The sequence below is a fragment of the Pseudomonas fluorescens genome, from assembly GCF_041354075.1.
In the GTDB taxonomy this organism is placed as follows: Bacteria; Pseudomonadota; Gammaproteobacteria; order Pseudomonadales; family Pseudomonadaceae; genus Aquipseudomonas; species Aquipseudomonas fluorescens_CE.
Genome location: NZ_JARZGC010000034.1, coordinates 1 through 19,351, shown reverse-complemented (window position 1 = coordinate 19,351; position 19,351 = coordinate 1). Strand labels below are relative to the sequence as shown.

Sequence of the window (19,351 nt, the reverse complement as noted above, 5' to 3'; positions counted from 1 at the left end):
GGTATTGATGGGGGCAGGTTTTCGCCCTGGTGAACGCGGCGCCCTCCAAACGCTGCTGTTCCTGACAAATCAATGATTGCGACGGGGTGGATCGGTGCGAAGCAGGGCTACCTTAGCCGGCTTGTCGGGCGGCCAGGCTCTCCGAATGCGCCACCGTTGTGTCTGATATCGACATGCGCAGGCTTGATGTTCACGCTGAAAACCGATGGGTCACTGAGTGGCCAATTGCAAGTATTTTGTCTTGTCGAGGGGCCGCGAAGGTCGCGGGATAGAGATGGGAACGGAGGGGCCGTTCGGGCGAGACGCAATCGCTTTGAAGGGCGGAGGATGCGCACCATTCTGGCGTGCGCAGCAGTCACTCGTCAGTGATGGTCATACGCCGTACCACGCCCCTGATCACCGGCGCTGCGAGCAACACGACCGGCAACATCAACACCCAGGACAGCGCCCAGGCACTCAGCCAGCGACTCGCGAAGGCGATGTCGAAGGCGTGGGGCGTGGTGGCGATGGCGGCCGCGATCGAGCAGGTCAGCCCGGATTGCACGACGCCGAATACGAAATGCTCATAGCGCGCCGGGATTTTCATCGGGGTTCTCCCAGTAGTAGTCCAAGTGGCAGTCCTTCGGGAAACCGTGCGCAATGCCCGGCCTCCCTTGGACGGATCCGCGTGACAGGCTCAACGTGCCTGTTGCAGTTGGGCGACGGTTTCTTCGGTGGTCCACAGGCCATGGGCGAGGAAGCGGTAGTTGATGATCGCCGCCAGGTAGCCATCGCCGTCCGGCAGGCGTGGGCCGGCGGTGGCATCACGCACGACCACGATCTCGAAGCCCTGTTCCAGCAGCTCACGCAGGTGCGATTCCACGCACAGGTTGGCCGCCATGCCGGCGAGGATGATCTGGGACACGCCTTTCTTGCGCAGTTGCAGCGCCAGGTCGTTGGTTTCCGGGCCGTAGACCTTGTGCGGCGAGGCGATGATGGTCTGGCCATCGAGAATGTACGGCTTGTAGATCTCGAGGAAGTCGGCGCCGGAGCCTTCGAAATCCTCCAGGGTGTTCGGCCCTTTGCGATCGAACATGCAGATGCTGTGCATGACCTTTTCCAGCGGACCGCCGAAATGCCAGTCATGGTCGTGGGGGTAGTAATAGTGCGGCGACACCGCAACCGGCAGCTTGCTCGCCTTGAAGGCCTTGAACAGTTTCTCCAGGTTCTCGACGGTGTTGTTCTCGACGATGCTTTCGCCGAACACCGCCCAACTGGCGCCAGTCGGGCTGAGGAAGTCGTTCTGGGGATCGATGACCACCAGGGCGGCCTTGCTCAGGTCGAGTTTGAAACCACTGCCGGGCAGTGCGGGTTCAGCGGGGTCTGCGTACAGGTTTTCGGAAGTGCTCATTGCGGTTTACCTCTCGGGTTTATGACGGGGTGGCGCTTAACATAAATGACCAGTCGGCTTATTAAGAGGGCAAAAAAAACTCACTCCAGCAGCCGTGGCAAAACGATCGATACGAAGCGTTGCAAGGGCGCACCGTCGCGCAGGACCTTGCCGCGCATGACGGCACCTTCCCAGCCTTCGACGATGACGCTGGCCAGTTCTTCGGCATTGGCTGTTTCGCGCAGTTCACGGCGTTGCTGCGCTTCACGCAGGCAACTGGCGAGCAAGCCTTCCCAGCGGGCCAGGACATCGGTCAGGCGTTTGCGGGTCTGCTCGCTGCCGTTGGACATTTCCAGCGACAGGTTGCCGATCAGGCAGCCCAGGCTGTATTCATGCTCGCCGTGCTCCTGTACCAGCGCCTGGAAGAACTGGCCGATGCGTTCCAGCGGCTTGACCCGCGCGTCATAGAAGATCGGCCCGTGGCGGGTCTCGATCGAGGTCCAGTAGTCCTCGAGGATCTCGGCCGCGAAGTCTTCCTTGCTGGCGAAGTAGTTGTAGAACGACCCCTTGGGAATCTCGGCCGCCGCCGTGATGTCCTGAACGCCACAGCCGTTGTAGCCGCGGTCGTGCACGACCTGACGGCCAATCGACAGCAAACGGGATCTGACTTCAAGGTTGACCGGGCGAGCCATGGTAAAGACATCCAGTGGTGAGAACGTTTTAATAAACTAACTGGTCATCTATTATTCGTCAACTGGGTCAGGTAAAAAAGATCGTTGGCAGGTTCCAGCAAACGCCAGCGTCAAACCTCCTTCAGCGACTGCGCAGGTACTGCCCGCGACCAAACAGGTGATCCAGGTCGTCGGCGCTGGCCTGGCTGCGATTGCGCGCCGCTTCTTCCCGAACCTTGCTCGCCAACTGTTCCATGCGTTGCACCGCCGGTCGAGCGCCAAGAGTTGCGCACCAGCGGGCGAGGTTGGGTCGTCCTGTGCTGGGCAGCTGCAATCCATCCAGACGCACCAGCCACGCGAACGCTGCCATGTCGGCAATGCTGTACTGGTCGGCGCAGAGAAACTCGCGCTGCTGCAACCGCTGCTCGAAAACATCCATCAAGCGAATAGCCTGGCTGGTGTACCGTTCACGTGCATAATCCGATGCCTGGGGCTCGAAACGCGTGAAGTGCAGGTGCTGGCCGAAGGTCGGACTCAGCCCGCTGACTTCCAGCATCAGCCATTGCAGGACCTCGTAGCGGGCGTCGCCCTCGCTTGGCAGAAAGCGGGAAAACTGTTCGGCCAGATAGATCAGGATCGCCCCGGACTCGAACAACGTCCTGCGTTGGCGATGATCGATCAACACCGGGACGCGACCATTGGGATTGAGCGCCAGGAACCCGGGACTGAACTGTTCTCCACGGAAAATATGCACGTGTTCGAAACGGTAGCCGAGCTCCAGTTCTTCGAGCATCAACGCCACTTTCATCACCGTGGAACTGCCAGCACCGTACAGGGTGAAATCGGTTTCTTGCGACATGGATCATGCCTCGCTGTTTTGCATGAGAGGGGGGAGGGGATGGTGCGTGCCGAGCACAACGCACATCACGGCGTCGTCGGTGCCCACATTGATTTCCTGGCGATAAAGACCAGGGGGCACGGAAAGCAGGTCCCAGGGGCCGAGCACTTGTTCAAATGTCTCGTCGCCACTGCGTACGACGATTTTCACCTGGCCCTGGAGGATGAAAAACACTTCCTCGGCGTCTTCGTGACGATGTGACGGGCTGCAGTGGCCTGGCGGTAAAACGACGTTGAGGAGTACGAAATTGCCTGGTGCAACCGTGCCCGGCTGCTTACCCGGCGCGATGTAGCGAATCTGCGCGCGGGCGTGTTCCGGCTGCTTCTGCGCCTGGTGGGCGAAGGTCTGCCAGTCGGCATGACGTTCGTCGCGAAAGGCCAGACGGCTGGTCATCCATTCGACCAGGGACATCCCGTCCGGACGCTGCCAGCTCGCAGCAGAGTCGTGAGGCATCGATTGAGTCATGGAGTTCTCCAAAAAGGTCAGAAGCGGTACGACACGCCGGCGGAAACGCTGCGCCCGTTGCCCGCGGTGAACGTTGGCTGCGCGGCGGTTGCCTGCAAACGCGTGACGTAAGAGCTGGCGTAACGACGGTCGCCGAGGTTGTCGCCCTGAAGGTTGAAGGTCCAGTGGTCGTCCATTTCGTAAATGGCCTTCAGGCCGAACAGGGCGTAGCTGTTCTGTTCGAGGCCAGGGGTGTTGATGTGATCGACCGGCGAGCCGTCCGGCAGCCAGTAGACGTTGCCACCCACTTGCCAGCGACCGAGCCTGCGCATCAGTTCGGCGTTGACCAGGTGGCGCGGTACACCGGCGATGCGGTTGCCGTCGAGGTCGCCATCGACGAATCGGAAGTCGCTCCAGGTCCAGGCCAGGCGATAGCTGTAGTGGTCATCGCTGCCGCGCAGGCCCAGTTCCACGCCTTGATGGCGCGTGCGATCGGCGTAGTTGTAGGTGCCGGTTCGAACGCCCGAGGCATCGGTGGTGGCGATCAGTTCGTCCTTGATATCGGAGCTGTAGAGCGTGATGTCCCAGTTCAGCAACGGATGCACGTTGCCCTGGACGCCGACCTCGATGGTGCGGGCTTTTTGCGCGCGCAACTTGAGCAGGTCGGTGCTGGTGATGTTCGGGTTGGCAGCATTCACCTCGCTGGTGACGATCTCCCAGAAGGTCGGCACTTCGCGCTGGGTGCTGAGGGTTGCGTACCAGCGGATCTGTTCGTTGGGCCGCCAGTTGACGCCAATCTTCGGCGCCAGCCAGTCCCAGTCCTGATCGAGGCGATTGCCTGTGGTTTTTTCCGTGGCGTCACGTCGGCTGTCGGTGTAGCGCAGACCGGCGAGCAAGGACCATTCGGCGTCGAGGTGCCAGGTCAGGTCGAGGCTGGAGAACAGGTTTTGCGCCTGCAGGTCATAGTCGCCGAAGCGGCTCAGACGCGAGCCGTTGGTGGGCGATACGGCGTAGAACGAGCGGTCGATGTCGCTGTGGTCCATGCCGGTGGCGAAGCGGTAATCGAGATCACCGAGGCTGCCATCCAGCGCCCATTGCACGCCGACCGTGTCGGTTTTGCTGGGCGTATCGACCAGCAGGTTCTTGAAACCGTCGCGGGTGGTCTGGTAGTAGACGCCGAGGGTATGACTGATGTCGCCCTGGGTCCAACTGCTGCGGTTGACCACTCGAGTCCGTTCGATATGGCGACTGGGGTCGCGGGCATACACGTTCAACTGGCGATCCTGGGGTGTGTTGGCATCGCCCATCACGCCGTCCGGGTCGCTGTCGATGCGGCTGCCAGGGACCACGAAGGGGATGTCGAAGTCGAGGTCGGCCCAGGACAGATAAGTGCGGTTTTCGACACCGTTGTCGGTGCGCAGGCCTACGTTGGTGCTGAAGGTGCGGCGCTGCGATTGCGAGTGATGACGGAAGCCGTCGTAGTCGTCACCGGTGACACTGATGCGCCCATCCAGGTGATCCTGTGCACCGCCGAGTGCGGCCTGCCAGCCAAGGCGTCCGTAACTGCCGCCTTCAAGGCGCAGGGCGCCGTTTTCGTCGCGGCCGGTGAGGGTGCGGAAGTTGACCTCGCCACCCAACGCCGAAGCGGCCGGGTTCTGTGCATTACCGCCGCGCAGGGCGCTGACCCAGGCGCTGTTGCGTGGCTCCAGGAGGCCGATGATGAACGAACCGTCGGCATCGTTCACCGGCAGGCCATCCTCCAGCAACAACACGCCGCGGCTGATCGGGTTGCTCTGAATGCCCGAGCCGCGAATGTTGAAGCGTGGCTGGTCGATGCCACCGGAAAAATCCTGGATCACGATGCCCGGCTGGTAACCGAGGGCGTCGCGCAGGCTGCCGAGGCGGGTTTCGCGGGTGGGTTGGGCCAGGTTGGTGCCGCCCGGCACGGTGGCCAGGCGTGCGGCTTCCTGTTCGGCGCTCGGGGCGAGCACGTCAGCGCGTTCGGCGCGGCCCTTGATGTCAGTGACGGGCAGGTTGACCACGCGGTCATCGGCGTGAGTGCAACCGATGGGCAAAGCGAAGCCTAGCGCGGTGACCACGGAGGCCGCGCGGGAGAGGTAATCGGTCATGCTGTTCTCTCGATAGCGAGCTGATTAAGGAGGTTTGGAGTGCGCCACTCACTCAGGGCGGCAGGAACTCCTGCGGCTGGCCGTGGGCGTCCTGCCAATGTCCCCGGCCGTCGATCAGGGCCAGGCGCCGCTGCACCAGTGGCGTCAGTTCCTGAGGGTGATGGCTGACGCACAACAGCGCTGTGCCCTGGGTGTCCAGCCATTGCCGGCAGAGGTCGGAAAGGCTCTGGCGCAACGCCGGGTCAAGCGCGCTGAAGGGTTCGTCGAGCAGCAGCAGGTCCGGCTCGACCGACAATGCGCGGGCCAGACCCAGGCGTTGCGCCATGCCGCCCGACAACTGCGCCGGCCAGCGCGCGGCGCTGTCGCTCAAGCCAACGCGAGCCAGCCATTGCCGGGCTTGCTCCTGCGCGTGGGCGGGTGGCAGGCCGCGGGCAAGCAGGGGGATCACCAGGTTGTCCAGCGCATTGCGCCACGGCAGCAGAGTCGGTTGCTGAAAGGCCATCGCGATGCGCGTGAATCCGTTTTGCCAAGTGCCGCTGTCGGCCGTTTGCAAGCCGCAGGCCAGGCGCAGCAGGGTACTTTTGCCGCTGCCACTGGCACCGACGATGCCGATGCGATCGCCTGGCTTGAGCGAGAGCGACAGGTTGTGCAGGACGCTGGTGGAACCGTAGCGTACGCAGATGTCACGGGCTTCAATCATGGGGCACCCGATTCCAGGCCGTCAGGCGCTGTTGCAAGGGTTGCAGCAAGGCGAATTCGAGCACCGCGACCATCAGCAGTACCAGCAACACCCAGGCGTACAAGGTGCCGCTGTCGAATGCGCTCTGAGCGTTGGCCAAGGCGAAGCCGATGCCTTCCTGGGCACCGAGCACTTCGGCCATCACCACAATCCGAATTCCCGAGGCGCCGGCGATCAACAGCGCCGCACACAGCGGACCGGCCAGCGCCGGAATGTACAAATGGCGCAGGCGCAGGAAGAAACCAAAGCGATATACCCGAGCCATCGCCAGCAATTGCGGGTCGAGCAGCGCCATGCCGCGTACGGTGTTGACGTAGACGCCGGGTGCCAACACCACGGTGGTCATGAAAATGACCATGGCGCTACCCATGCCAAACCACATCATCGCCAGCACCACGACCACCACCGGTGGCGTGGACATCAACAGCCAGCGCAACGGTTCCAGTAGCCCGCGAACACGTGCGTCGAGCCCCGCGACAAGACCCAGGCCGAAGCCGAGGAGGGTGGCACCGCCGATACCGATGAGTATGCGCAGCAGGCTGATGGCCAGCTGGGCTCGCCACTGTGAGTCTTGCATCAGTTGCCACAAACGTTCGACAGCCACCCAGGGCGTCGCCGCCAGCAATGAACCGAAGGTCGATGCCAGGAGCCACCAGGCGCCCAGTAACAATACGGTGCCGAGCAATGCCCAGCGTCTTGACGTGTGATTCATGGCGCGTACAACCCCGCATCCGGCAGTCGTCCGCCGATCAGTTCGGGGGCCTGGCGCACCAGCAATTGGTAGAACGCCTGCAATTGCGGTTGCACCTGAGTTGCCGGTCGTGGTTCCAGCGGGCTGTGAGCGATCGCTTGCTCAAGGGCCTCGATGGGCAGGTGCGGCAAGTAGCGGTGCGCCAGTTCGGCGCAGGCCCGCTGTTGCTGCTGACACCATTCGCTTGCGCGTTGATAGGCCAGGGCGACTTGCGCCAACAGGGCGTTGTCCTTCACTACCGCGCCGTAGGCCATCAAACCCGCCTGGGGCAACTCGGGTTGCCCGGGAAAGCTGTCGGCCCACACCGCTTGCAGGCTCTTGACCCGATACAGAGGCGCCGCACCCGGCTGTTGCGCATTGCGTGCCAGCAGCACGGACACCGACGGTTCCACCAGCAGCGCATGATCGGCCTGGCCGGACAGCAACTGGTTGACCGCCGACGGGAAGTCCCGTGCCGAGCGGACTTTCAGCTCGCGTCCGGCCTGCCAGCCCTGGGCCGCGATCAGGCGGTCGACAACGATGCCCGGCATGTCATGGCGTAGCGGCACCACCAGTTCCTTGCCACGCAGGTCACTGAAGTCGTGCACGTTCGGGTCGCGACTGACCAGCCAATGCACACCCCATGCCGACACCGTCAGCAAGCGCGCAGCTTGCCCACGGTTATGGAGGTTGGCCGGCACATTGCTCGGCGCGGCGCTGAAATCAATCTGGCCGCCAACCAGCAGGGCTCGCAGTTGTTCACCGTTTTGCCACAATTGAAAGCGTGTTTCGCGCGCCTGGGAGGCCAGTGCGTTCTCCTCGATCAGGCGTAACAGCGGGAAACTGACCACCGAGGGCGGACCGGCGAGATTGAGTATGGCGCGCTCAGGCTCCGCCACGGCCGAGAGGCTGGCGAACAGGACAAGGCTGAGAAAAAACTGCCGCATGGTAGCGCACCAAATTTAACGATATGTATTATCGTTTACATTATTTGCCTGCGTACGCCTGGATAAAAATGACAAATGTCAGAAACGGCTTCCAGCCGCTGTCGGATCTGCTGCAAGACCATCCTTTACTGGGAGGAGCCAACAAAACGTCCCGGCAATTGCTGGTCGACCACGCAACGCTGTGCACCGCCGAACGCGGCAACCGCCTGTACGATCAAGGAGATACGGCGAGCCGTTGCCTGCTGATCGAAAGCGGCGAGGTCAGTCTGGTGTGCTACACCGAACAAGGCGAGGAATATGTACGTAATCATTTCACAGGAGGGAATCTGGTCGCGCTGCCCGTGATGTTCATGGACCACGGTCGTTACCCCGCCAGCGCCATGGCGTCCAGCGCGGTGAAAGGTTATTGGTTGTCGCGCAGATCCCTGCTTGAAGCCTGTCATCAGGATGGGCCGCTGTCATTGGCCTGCTTGCGCTACACCAGCGAGATGCTGCGCCAAAGCCTGATCAAGAGTTATTCGCTGGCCACCACCGATTGCCCGCGCCGAGTCGCCGAATACCTGCTCGACCTGCACGCGCTGCACAATGAAACAGCCCTGGAATTGCCGCTGAAAATCGGCCAGTTGGCGGCCAACCTGGGGATGCGTGGCGAGACCCTCAGCCGGGTGTTGGCCAGTTGGCGACGACAGGAGCTGGTCAGTGGTCGCGGCAACAAGATCACGCTTCTCAATCTCGAACGTTTGCGCCTGATCGGGCAGATGCCGGGGCGCTAGGAGGCCTGGGGGTTCCACCCGGCGTGCTGGAGAGCGCCGGGCAAAACAAATCGCCAGTTTGGGCAGATTTGCTAGAGTCTTTACTCGGTCAGTCGACTATCAATGGTTGAGCCACCTCCAACGACCCTGAGCAGGTATCCGAATCATGCCTAGTCAATTTCCGGTTTCTGAGGATGTGCAGCGTTCTTCTTCAAGCGAAATTGTGTTTGGTTGTTTCAAATTGTTGCCTGCCCAGCGCCTGCTGTTAAAAAACGGAGCGCCGGTGGAAATCGGTAGCCGTGCCCTGGATATCCTGATGGTGCTGGCCTCCAATGTTGGCAAGGTGGTCAGTAATGCCGAACTGATCAAAAGGGTCTGGCAGGACGTCATCGTCGAGGAGAGCAGCCTGCGGGTACACATTTCGGCGTTGCGCAGAAAACTCGACTGCGATGGGGGCGATTCACGCTATGTGGTCAATGTCCCGGGGCGTGGCTATAGCTTCGTCGCAACGGTCTGCCCAGCGGATACTGCGGTCTATGCTGAAATCAGGCCCCCGGCGCAATGGACGACCGATCACCTGCCGCCTCGCCTGAAGCGCATGGTGGGGCGCGAGGACACGGTGCTCTCGCTCGCCGATCATCTGAAGAAACACCGTTTGGTCACGATCATCGGTCCGGGAGGAATGGGTAAAACCACGGTCGCCGTCGCGGTGGCGCACAGCCTGTCGGAGCATCTGGACGGTGATCTGCATTTTTTCGATCTCGGCTCCGTGACCGATCCCGCGCTGCTGGAAGGCACGCTGGCGTCGGCCTTCGGCGTGCTGGGCAACGGCAACGATATTGGCCGTGAACTGGTCATGTTGTTGCAGAGCAGGCGTCTGCTGCTGGTGCTCGACAACTGCGAGCACTTGATCGACGCCACGGCGGCCCTGGCCGAGAAACTGTTTCTTGGCACCGCTGAGGTGCATATCCTGGCCACCAGCCGTGAGCCCCTGCTGGTGGAAGGCGAATACGCCTATCGCCTCGGCCCGCTGGCATGTCCGCCCGAGCAGGGCAACTTGTCTGCGGCGAGTGCACTCTCGTTTGCGGCGGTGCAGTTGTTTGTCGAACGCGCTTCCAGCAGCGGCAATGAATTTATCCTCAATGACTGCGATGCCCCCGTGGTGGCCCACATCTGCCGCCAGCTCGATGGTGTTGCCCTGGCCATCGAGTTGGGCGCCGGGCGGGTCGATGCCTACGGCATCCGCGGCACGGCCGAACTCCTGAACAATCGCTTCAGGCTGTTCTGGAGCGGCCGGCGCACTGCGCTGCCGCGGCATCAGACGCTCTTTGCCTTGCTCGACTGGAGTTACAACCTGCTGTCCGAGAAAGAGGCTTCTGTGATGCGCAGGCTGTCGGTGTTGCGCGGTGGTTTTGCGCTCGGCACCGCCCTGAAAATGGCACTGGAACCTGGAGAGGATGAACTGCAGGTCATCGATACGATTGGAAGACTGGTCGCCAAATCGCTGATATCGGCGGAATGCAACGGGCGAACGATGAGTTATCGCTTGCTGGATACCACACGGGTCTACGCCCTTGAAAAACTGCGTGTGAGCGGTGAGGCCGACGCGATCTTGCAGCGTCACGCGTTGTTTCAGATCGTGCTGTTGGAGCAATCGGGCGTCAATTCGGTGTCCTTCCTGGACTACGAACACACCCATCGTCACCTTGAACATCTGGGCGGTTTGCGAGCAGCGCTGGAATGGGCTTTTTCCGAGGAAGGTGATCTGGCGATCGGTGTGCGGCTTGCGGTGGCATGCGTCCCGTTGTTTCTCGGCCTGTCGCTGCTGGATGAGTGCCAGCGCTGGAGCGAGCAGGCACTGGCTGCGTTGCACAGCTCGCGCAGTCACGCCCATGAGCGGGTCCTGCAAGAAGCGCTGGCCATTTCCCTGATGTTTACCCACGGCAACACGCCTGCGGTTCACAGGGCGTTGATCCGCGGGATAGAGCTGGCGGAGATACTCGGTGATGCCCCGGGCCAATTGCGTCTGCTGGCGGGGTTGAACATTTTTCTGACGCGGGCAGGGGACTTCAGAGGCGCTCTGATAGTCGCTCACAAGAACATGGAAGTCAGCACGCGACTGTCCGATGCTGCCGGCATCGCCATGGCGCAATGGATGCTTGGCGTGTCCTGTCACCTGGTCGGCCAGCAGGCGCCGGCTGAGCGCTGGTGTGCGGCCGGTTTGGCCATGGTGTCGGCACAACCGGATGGCGACGCCATTTACTTCGGTTACGACCATCGGGTCAGGGCATTGGTGTCTTTGGCCCGGACTCTGTGGTTGCGGGGCGAACCTGATCGGGCGGTGTCCATTGCCCATCAGGCGTTGGAGGTTGCGCGAAACCTGAGGCATCCGGTGACCCTGTGCATTTCGCTCATCTACGTATCGACCGTATTTCTGTGGGTCGGAGACTGGACGACCGCTGGGCAGACCATCGATAACCTGACGCTCAACGCCAAAAAGAATGCGCTCAAACCCGATCAGGCCGTGGCAATGGGGCTCAGGGGTATCCTGTTGATGCGTCAGGGTAAGTTGGATACCGGGGTGACACTGCTGAAGGATTGTCTGGATGTTCTGGCCGAGGAAAATCATCAAATCCTCAGCACGATGTTCATGAAGGGGCTGGCCGAAGGGCTGGCGTTGAAGGGTGAGTTCGACAAGGCCCAGGACATGATCGATCAGGCTCAATGCGTGGTCGAAAGTAGCGGGGAGACCTTCGATACTCCGGAAGTCTTGCGCATTGCGGCACAGATCCAGGCGACGCGAGCGCCACCGGATCTTGAGCGCGCCGAGTTGATCCTTCAGCGGTCGCTGGATTGCGCGCGCCGTCAGTCGGCTCTGGGTTGGGAGCTACGCTCTGCCATAACGTTGGCGCGGATGTACACAGCACAAGGCCGAGATGTCGAAGCGGGCGACATACTCGGTGCTGTTTACAGACGATTCAGCAGCGGCTTCGATTCGGTGGATTTGCGCAGTGCACGGCAATTGCTCCTGCAACTGCCTCATACCGCCAGCCAGAGTCTTCAAACCTTCGGTGCATGCATCGAATCATGACCCGGTTTTGCTCAGGCTTTTCCTCCCAGCATCGCGACAGTCTCTTCGGTCGTCCACAAGGCGTTGGCCATGAAACGGTAGTTGACCAGCGCCGACGCGTAGCCGTCGCCTTCCGGCAGTTTCGGTCCGGCCACGGCGTCCCTCACCACGGCGACTTCGAAACCTTGTTCGAGGAGATCGCGCAGGTGTGATTCGACGCACAGGTTGGCCAGCATGCCCACCAGGATCACTTGGGACACCAGCTGCTTACGCAGCTGCAAGGTCAGGTCGTTGCCCTGCGGCCCGTACAGTTTGTGCGGCGAGCAAACGATGGTCTTGTTGTCTTCGATGTAGGGTTTGAATTCGGGCATGAAATCACTGCCTGAACCGACGAAGCCTTCCAGGCTCAAGGCGCTGGGGCGATCGAAGATTTTGATGTCGTGCTGGAACTGCTCGGCAGGGCCCTGAACCTTCCACTTGTGATCATGCGGGTAGTAATAGTGCGGCGAGATGGCCACGGTGATATCCGCGGTCTTCGCCGCCTTGAACAAGCGCAGCAGGTTCGGCACCAGATTTTGTTCGGTCACGCTCTCGCCGACAACGCCCCAGGCTTTGCCCTTGTCGCTCATGAAATCGATTTGCGGGTCGATGACCACCAGCGCCGCACGGGAGATGTCGAGTTTCATCGACGACTTGGGCAGCGCCGGGTCCTTGGGGTCTGCGTACTTTTCCCGGGCTGAGGCAACAGTCTTGTCGGCGGCGAAGACGGGCAGGGCGGTAGCGGCGGTAGCGGCCATGGCACCGACCACGAAAGCGCGTCGACCGATGGGGCGGAATGTGTCGGACATGATGTTCTCCAGTTTCCAACGGCTGTGAATGTCAAAACGACCCGGCTGCAGCGATCCCATGCCGGATGCATAGATCTCGAAATCATTGGGGAAGGGATCAAGTCACTGGATGGTCACGGCATTGTTCGACGCGCGCTCGTTAAGAGTTGTGAATCGTTGTTACTGACGCCGTTGGCAAACAGTACGAGGCCTGAGTGCTGGGGTCATCCCAAGGACTCAAGGTCGGTTCGCCCGGTCAATCACTGCCGTTGGGAAGAGGGAACGAGATCATCAGATGATGTTCGGGGAAGCCCTGTCATCAGTAAACTGATGACAGGGCGATAGGGGAGGGAAACATCACTGAATCTGTTTGCTGATTTCCGACGTGGCGTGAGCGTATCGATCACCGCTCAGGGCTGATCGTGCGGATGGCGACGTGACCCAATGCTCCAGACACATGGCACCGATGTAATCGGGAGCGGCGGGAACAATTGAGCACGGCTGCAGTCGAGCACCAAAATAAGTGGCTGCCCGGTCCGTTTCCGCCTGCCGTGGGTCCTGTGTCAGATCGAAAAAACGCTTGAACCAGTGCTCAAAGGATGCGGATTCAAGGCCTGCAATCGAGACAGCGCTGTTCCTGGGCGGTGCCAATGCGATGGCGGCCAGCGCAGTCGCTACGTCGTCAGCGGCGATGGGACGAAACAGTGCATCGGGTAATCCAGTCGTTTCGCCTTTAGTGAACCCGGCGGCTATGGTCGGCAGGAATTCGAAAAACTGGGTCGCCCTGGCGATTGTGAAAGGAACCCCTGAAGCCCTTGCCAATTCTTCCTGGCCCAGTTTGGCATCGAAATAAGGATTACCCCTGACACCGTCTACACCGACGATGGACAGGGTAACGTGATGCTTGACGCCTGCGGCCAACTCCGCCGCATAAATATGCTCTGCGGAGGCGCGGAAGAACGTCTTCAATGTCTCTGGATCAAAGGTGGGCACGTCGGACACGTCCACCACGACATCAGCGCCTTGTAGTGCCTCCATCAGGCCTTGACCTGTTGTGGTGTCCACATGGGTACGCCGTGAAGCTGCGATAACCTCCAAGCCAGCCTCCTTCAGCCTCGTGACCACCTTGGCGCCAATCAAGCCACTACCACCGAAGACAACGGCTTTTTTATATACAGACATATCAATCTCCATCAAACAGGGTTTGGACCTCAATAACCGGATCGCTTACCAAACATCGTGTGAAGCCAGCGTAGGGTAGTCGGTGTAACCCTGCGAGCCGCCGCCGAAGAAAGTTGCGCTATCCGCAGTATTCATCGGAGCCCCCATTTGCAGGCGATTGACGAAGTCCGGGTTGGCCAGCACGTGCCCGCCATAAGCTTCCATATCCGCAAGGCCCGCCGCAACATCGGCACCGACTTGCTCACGCAGCCGGCCAGGACGATTAAGGATCAACGTCTGATGCCAAAGCGTGCGCAGATCGGCCAGTAATGCAGAATCACCCCAGTCCATCACATCCAGGTAGGCGAGCCCGAGTCTGTTCAGTTCTGCAGTCAGATAACGGTACAGGGCCGGACCTTCCGGTCCTTCATCCAAACCACCCAATGTGGCCCCGGGCGATAGGCGGATACCGGTGCGGTCAGCACCGATTTCATCAACCACGGCCTTCGCCACTTCGAGGGCAAAGCGCGCACGGTTCTCGATGGAGCCGCCATAGGCGTCAGTCCGTGTATTGGCGTTGGGTGCAAAGAACTGCTGGAGCAGATAGCCGTTTGCCGCGTGAATTTCCACACCATCCGCCCCCGCCTCAATGGCACAACGGGCAGCGTGACGAAAATCGGCAATTGTCTGTTGAACGTCTTCCAGCGTCATGGCGCGCGGCACGGGCATGTCCTTCATGCCTGCTACTGTATGAATCTGCTCCTGGGTTGCGATGGCGGATGGCGCCAATGCCTGCAGGTGGCCCGGCACGTTGTCGGGATGCGACATGCGACCCGAATGCATGATCTGGATAAAGAGATGCCCACCTTTTTCATGGACGGCGGATGTGACCCTGCGCCAGCCTTGAATGTGTGCATCCGTGTAGATGCCGGGAGTGGCGACCGTGCCTTGCCCTATGTCGGATGGCTGCGTGGCTTCAGTCACGATCAGCCCCATGCTGGCGCGCTGGGCATAGTATTCAGCCATCAGTTCAGTTGGCACACCGTCGGGAGTGGCGCGACTGCGGGTCATGGGTGCCATCACCAGGCGATTTGGCAGTGCGTAGGCACCCAAGCGAATACGGGAAAAAATCTCGTGCATCTGGAATAACCTCTCGTCAGTAGCAAAGGTGGATGGAATGCCCGGCTGCCTCAAGAGTTCGCGCCAGCATTGTCTTGATGTCGAGATAAAATGTAGGGGTTGATGTATCTTGATGTCAAGACAAATACGCAGTAGGATCGACCAATGGATCAAGTAGACACATTAATTGAGCAATGGCGTGTGGCTCGTCCCGATTTGGACGTGACCACCATGGGGACGATTGGTCGCCTTTCACGGGCGACCAAACGTATTCATACCGTCGTGGAAGAGACCTTTGCCTCATTCGGCTTGAACATGGCCGGGTTCGATGTGTTATCTGCGTTGCGCCGCTCTGGCCCGCCTTACGCGTTGTCTCCGGGGGATTTGCTTGCCTCGATGATGATCACTTCCGGCACGATGACCAACAGGATCGACCAGTTGGAAAAAGCGGGACTGGTCAGTCGAACCCCAGATCCGGGTGATGCTCGCAAAGCCATCGTGTGTTTGACACCGGAAGGTTTGCAGCGAATCGATGAAGCGATCGTGCAACACGTCGCAACTCAGCGCCGGATTTTGGCTGGGTTGACTGCCGAGGAAGTCGCGCAACTTGATGGGCTGTTGCGCAAGCTGTCGCAAACTCTCGGCGTCTAGCCACTCACTTTAACGGTTGAAGCCGTCACCGTTGCAAGCACACGGACCAAATCGCTCGCGCATCATGGCCATGTAAGATTCTTCTTCGGTTTCACGGCGCGCCCGCACCATTGATTCGATATCGTGGGTCGCTAAATAACGCAAACGGCCAGTGCCATCGTTCGCCGCATCGAAAATGACTCGTGCCACGTCTTCGGAGGTTGACTGGCTCTGTTCGCGCAAGCCTTCAAATACCTCTGCCGTGTGGTTGATGAAAGCGTTGTAGTCAGCAGGCGGGCACACTTGAGCCACCTCACTCGCTGAACGAGCGCCGAACCCCGTGCTGATTACCCCACCAGGTTCAACAATTTTCACTACGATTCCTTGAGACGCCAGCTCATAAGACAACGACTCTGAAAAGCCTTCCAAGGCAAATTTGCTGGAAGTGTAGATCGAGAGCATCGGTAGTCCGAACACTCCAGCTCCGGAGCTGACGTTAATGACCACACCGGACTTACGCTGGCGCATATGCGGCAGGACCTGCCGGGTGACCTCCATCGCACCAAACAGATTCACGTCAAATTGTTCTCGAATTTTCGCACTCGAGGTGCCCTCGAACACGCCGAACAAACCAAATCCGGCGTTATTGATCAAGACATCTATCTGGCCGAATCGGGCCATTCCGGCGTTGATCGTCTCCTCGACACTGACCGTGTCCTGCACATCAAGACGGGTGACGATCACATTGGATAAAGATGCCAGTTCATCACCGTTGGCGATGTTGCGCATGCTTGCAATGACGTTCCAGCCTTGAGCTGCGAACAGCTCAGCGGTGGCACGCCCAAAACCGCTGGAAGCGCCAGTTATGAGGACGGTTGAAGTCATGAGATTACTCCCGATGGGTTTGATGTTCGCCCCATGGAACGAAACCGTACGGCTTCGTCGAGGCGTTACACCTGCACCATAATTTCACGCACTGGCGCAAACAATCGGGCTAGTATGGGATGAACTAATGCAAGAAATAGCACAATGCGAAAAGCCGGATTGCAGGATCTCAACGCCGTAGTCGCCTTGGCTCATCATCGGAGTTTTCGTCGAGCCGCTGTCGAGCTTGGCCTCTCCCCCTCGGCAATGAGCCACGCCATTGCAATGCTGGAACAACGAATGGGCGTGCGGTTGTTCAATCGCACAACTCGCAGTGTTTCATTGTCAGAGGCCGGGGAACAGTTTCTAGCCCGGGTCCAGCCGGCGCTGGCAGACATCTCCAGTGCAATGGAGGCCGTAAATCAGTTTCGTGAGACGCCGAGTGGCAATCTGCGCATCAATGCTTCCGAGGGTGCAGTTCAAATGATCATGGCGTCGGTGGTTGCCGAGTTCCTTCGGCGCTACCCCGACATGCGTCTGGAAATCGTCACCAGTACAGCATTGGTGGACATCGTGGCCGAAGGCTTCGACGCCGGCATTCGAATGGGCGAAAGCGTGCCGCTTGATATGGTTGCCGTTTCCTGTAGCCCACCGTTGCGTTTCGCCGTAGTTGGCTCATCCGCCTATTTTGCCCAGCACCCGGCACCTCAAACGCCGGAAGACTTAAGGAGGCACAACTGCATCCGCACTCGGTTTGCCAGTGGGGCACTCTACCGGTGGGAGTTCGTAAAACGGGGCCAGCAGCAGGTTATCGATGTCGATGGCACGCTGACTCTCGACAGCCAGCACTTGATTGTGGATGCAGCGCTCAAGGGGATCGGCATCATTTGTGTAAACGAATCTTCAATTGCCGAACATTTGGACGCTGGGCGCCTTATACGCACGTTGGAGGACTGGACGCCGGCTTATCCGGGACTATGTGTCTTTTACCCGGCAAACCGCCATGTGCCAGCCGGTCTTCGAGCTTTTATCAACCTGGTGCGTGAGATGAACGTGACCTTCACGAAAGATCCCACACTCGTCTGATTCTCACTTTTCAGGAAGGCCTTCGAAAGCGCCTATCAGAACAACAGCGCTCAGCACGGGCCCGCTAAAAGGCCCCATGTGAGGTGAGTAATGTGGGCATAAAAAACTGGATTGACGCATGAACGCCAATCCGGTTCCATTTTCAATCGCGCAGTTGCAGTTGCAAGGCGCATTTCAAATCATCTGGCTAACGTGTTGAGTTGGAGGCTCAAGCCACGACGGGAATCAGCGGGTCGGCCGCTTGAAGTGCGATTTCCCGATCCGCTGCCGGAGGGTAAATCCACTGGGTGTTGATTTGGACTTTCAGCTCCTTGCCTTCCTGGCCGGTCAGCACCACTTTACGCTCCCAGCCCTCGGTGTACACCGCACCCCAGCCGCCCAGGTCCAGGCAGGTGACGTACTTGGGCTGGCTATAGGCAATCGGCTCGACACCAAGCAGATCCGCGGCTGCGTTGTTGCCGGCGGAGCGGCCCAGGGCGATGGCGTGCTGGCAGGTCATCAGGGCGTGGTTACCCTGGTCGTCCACGGCAGCGTAGGCAGTGTCGCCGGTGGCGTAGATGGCGTCCTGGCCGAGCACCTTGAGGTTGCGGTCAACATGCAGGCGTCCCTGCGCGTCACGCTCGCCATCGATTTGCCGGGTCAGCGGTGACGCTTTTACGCCCACGGCAAAGATCACCGTGCTGGAGGCAATTCGTTCGCCGTTGGCGAGATGCACACCGTGTTCATCGACCTTGGCAACTGGGCTTCCGAGGCGCCAGTCAACGCCCAGACTGGTGCTTGCGTCAGCGACGACCTTGGCGATTGCTTCGCCCATGGACCCGCCAATCTGCTTGGCCATATCCACCACAATTACACGGAAATCGGCCTGCTCGCCCAGGATGGCACGCAGGCGGGCCGGCATTTCGGTGGCGGTTTCAATACCGGTAAAGCCACCGCCGACTACGACCACTGTATTGCGGGCAGCGCTTTCCGGTTGCTGAGCCAATTGTTGCAGATGCGCTTCCAATCGCTGCGCTGACTCCAGGCTATCAACATCAAAGGTGAAGCGCTCGATGCCCTCCAGCGGAGGACGGGCCACTTGGCTGCCGGAGGCCAGGATCAGGCGATCAAAGTACAGCTCGGCATCGCCACCCGAGGCATCGCGATAGCTGACGCGCTGGCCGTCGGCGTCAATCTGCGTGGCGCTTCCTTGCACAAAGCGCACGCCAACGGCATCGAACAACGGGCTGAGCGGGGCGACGGTACTGGCCAGGTCGGTTTCATAAAAACGTGGGCGCACGCGCAGTTCCGCTTGGGGGGCAAGCAGAGTCACACTGATGTCAAGGCGCTTGTGTTGATCCAGCAGGCGCACGGCACTGAGTGCGCTCCACATGCCGCCGAAGCCGGCCCCGATGATCAGGATTTGTTGTTTCATATTATGAGTTCCCGTGGTGTGTTGGTGCTTATTGAAACTGAACTATTGCGAACTGCTGACCTTTGCCGGCAATGTTTTGGGCCGGGTGGAATCCTCTTTCAGGCTATGTGAATTCGTCGAAATCCACCGAATAACTGCGCTTCTCCATTGTTTCCAAGTATTTCCTTCATCCCCGGAACTCTTTGCTTCACATCTCCAGGTTCATCCAACCGACTTTGGCCTCTTCAGGCGCCACCGCCTTGACGACCTTGCCGGTCGCCAGCTCCACGCGCCGCGCCACTTCCGGATCGTCGGCGAAGGGGATCAGGCTGGCCTCCTCCAGGCTCTGCTTCGTTTCCCGTTTCAGGCAGCACTCGACCGTCAGCCACAGGCTTGCAACGAACAGAACCCCCAACAAGATTTCGGGCATCTCAATCTCCTTGCCTCAGGCAATCTGCGCTTCACGTTCGGCCAGGCGCACGTCCGCCACCCGCACGGTGCGCCAGACGTTGTAGGCCATCA

General features: G+C 60.0%; 19 protein-coding genes. 4 read left to right on the top strand and 15 right to left on the bottom strand.

The window, feature by feature from the left end; genetic code table 11:
- Positions 1-355 precede the first annotated feature (355 nt).
- The 9 genes from QIW53_RS26155 to QIW53_RS26115 form a co-directional block, all read right to left on the bottom strand.
- Entirely contained in the window at positions 356-586 is a 231-nt protein-coding gene (locus QIW53_RS26155) for a DUF2798 domain-containing protein (protein WP_371052475.1), read from the bottom strand.
- A 90-nt stretch (positions 587-676) separates the two neighbouring features.
- Positions 677-1,390 carry a cysteine hydrolase family protein gene (locus tag QIW53_RS26150; protein WP_371052474.1) on the bottom strand — a complete coding sequence of 238 codons (714 nt, stop codon included), beginning with the start codon at positions 1,388-1,390 and terminating at the stop codon, positions 677-679.
- Between the two features lie 80 nt (positions 1,391-1,470).
- Positions 1,471-2,061, bottom strand: a complete 591-nt coding sequence (locus QIW53_RS26145) for a TetR/AcrR family transcriptional regulator (protein WP_371052473.1) — start codon at positions 2,059-2,061, stop codon at positions 1,471-1,473.
- Positions 2,062-2,182: 121 nt separating this feature from the next.
- Positions 2,183-2,899 carry a glutathione S-transferase family protein gene (locus QIW53_RS26140; RefSeq protein WP_371052472.1) on the bottom strand — a complete coding sequence of 239 codons (717 nt, stop codon included), beginning with the start codon at positions 2,897-2,899 and terminating at the stop codon, positions 2,183-2,185.
- Between the two features lie 3 nt (positions 2,900-2,902).
- Entirely contained in the window at positions 2,903-3,403 is a 501-nt protein-coding gene (locus tag QIW53_RS26135) for a cupin domain-containing protein (protein WP_371052471.1), read from the bottom strand.
- A 17-nt stretch (positions 3,404-3,420) separates the two neighbouring features.
- Positions 3,421-5,511: a TonB-dependent receptor family protein gene (locus tag QIW53_RS26130; RefSeq protein ID WP_371052470.1), complete on the bottom strand. Its 2,091-nt coding sequence runs from the start codon at positions 5,509-5,511 to the stop codon at positions 3,421-3,423.
- A 52-nt stretch (positions 5,512-5,563) separates the two neighbouring features.
- Positions 5,564-6,211: an ABC transporter ATP-binding protein gene (locus QIW53_RS26125; RefSeq protein ID WP_371052469.1), complete on the bottom strand. Its 648-nt coding sequence runs from the start codon at positions 6,209-6,211 to the stop codon at positions 5,564-5,566.
- Positions 6,204-6,962, bottom strand: coding sequence for an ABC transporter permease (locus QIW53_RS26120; protein ID WP_371052467.1), 759 nt, complete (start codon positions 6,960-6,962; stop codon positions 6,204-6,206). Before QIW53_RS26120 ends, QIW53_RS26125 begins: the two co-directional genes overlap by 8 nt.
- Positions 6,959-7,927 (bottom strand): ABC transporter substrate-binding protein, encoded by a 969-nt coding sequence (locus QIW53_RS26115; RefSeq protein ID WP_371052465.1) that lies wholly within the window; start codon positions 7,925-7,927, stop codon positions 6,959-6,961. The genes QIW53_RS26120 and QIW53_RS26115 overlap by 4 nt, the downstream gene beginning before the upstream one ends.
- Positions 7,928-7,995: 68 nt before the next feature.
- On the opposite strand from QIW53_RS26115, the gene QIW53_RS26110 reads away from it, so the two are divergent.
- Positions 7,996-8,700, top strand: coding sequence for a Crp/Fnr family transcriptional regulator (locus tag QIW53_RS26110; RefSeq protein ID WP_371052464.1), 705 nt, complete (start codon positions 7,996-7,998; stop codon positions 8,698-8,700).
- Between the two features lie 262 nt (positions 8,701-8,962).
- Entirely contained in the window at positions 8,963-11,770 is a 2,808-nt protein-coding gene (locus QIW53_RS26105) for a winged helix-turn-helix domain-containing protein (protein ID WP_371052463.1), read from the top strand.
- Between the two features lie 11 nt (positions 11,771-11,781).
- Here the strand turns inward: QIW53_RS26105 and QIW53_RS26100 are convergent, their stop codons facing one another.
- From QIW53_RS26100 to QIW53_RS26090, 3 genes are all read right to left on the bottom strand, one after another.
- Positions 11,782-12,435 carry a cysteine hydrolase gene (locus tag QIW53_RS26100; RefSeq protein ID WP_371052495.1) on the bottom strand — a complete coding sequence of 218 codons (654 nt, stop codon included), beginning with the start codon at positions 12,433-12,435 and terminating at the stop codon, positions 11,782-11,784.
- Between the two features lie 498 nt (positions 12,436-12,933).
- Entirely contained in the window at positions 12,934-13,758 is an 825-nt protein-coding gene (locus tag QIW53_RS26095; protein WP_371052461.1) for an SDR family oxidoreductase, read from the bottom strand.
- 45 nt (positions 13,759-13,803) lie between these two features.
- A complete protein-coding gene (locus tag QIW53_RS26090; RefSeq protein ID WP_371052459.1) occupies positions 13,804-14,877 on the bottom strand; it encodes an alkene reductase in 1,074 nt (357 codons plus the stop codon).
- A 144-nt stretch (positions 14,878-15,021) separates the two neighbouring features.
- Between QIW53_RS26090 and QIW53_RS26085 the strand changes: the two genes are divergently transcribed.
- Positions 15,022-15,507, top strand: coding sequence for a MarR family winged helix-turn-helix transcriptional regulator (locus tag QIW53_RS26085; RefSeq protein WP_192308853.1), 486 nt, complete (start codon positions 15,022-15,024; stop codon positions 15,505-15,507).
- 9 nt (positions 15,508-15,516) lie between these two features.
- Here the strand turns inward: QIW53_RS26085 and QIW53_RS26080 are convergent, their stop codons facing one another.
- Positions 15,517-16,371, bottom strand: a complete 855-nt coding sequence (locus QIW53_RS26080; protein ID WP_371052458.1) for an SDR family oxidoreductase — start codon at positions 16,369-16,371, stop codon at positions 15,517-15,519.
- A 144-nt stretch (positions 16,372-16,515) separates the two neighbouring features.
- Here QIW53_RS26080 and QIW53_RS26075 point away from each other — a divergent pair, with 144 nt between their 5' ends.
- Positions 16,516-17,436 carry a LysR family transcriptional regulator gene (locus QIW53_RS26075; protein WP_192308856.1) on the top strand — a complete coding sequence of 307 codons (921 nt, stop codon included), beginning with the start codon at positions 16,516-16,518 and terminating at the stop codon, positions 17,434-17,436.
- A gap of 208 nt (positions 17,437-17,644) precedes the next feature.
- Here QIW53_RS26075 and QIW53_RS26070 read toward each other — a convergent pair whose 3' ends face one another.
- A complete protein-coding gene (locus QIW53_RS26070; RefSeq protein WP_192308858.1) occupies positions 17,645-18,850 on the bottom strand; it encodes an NAD(P)/FAD-dependent oxidoreductase in 1,206 nt (401 codons plus the stop codon).
- A 187-nt stretch (positions 18,851-19,037) separates the two neighbouring features.
- The gene (locus QIW53_RS26065) at positions 19,038-19,259 is read right to left on the bottom strand and encodes a cbb3-type cytochrome c oxidase subunit 3 (RefSeq protein ID WP_371052457.1); all 222 of its coding nucleotides are present in this window, start codon (positions 19,257-19,259) and stop codon (positions 19,038-19,040) included.
- Positions 19,260-19,351: the final 92 nt, after the last annotated feature.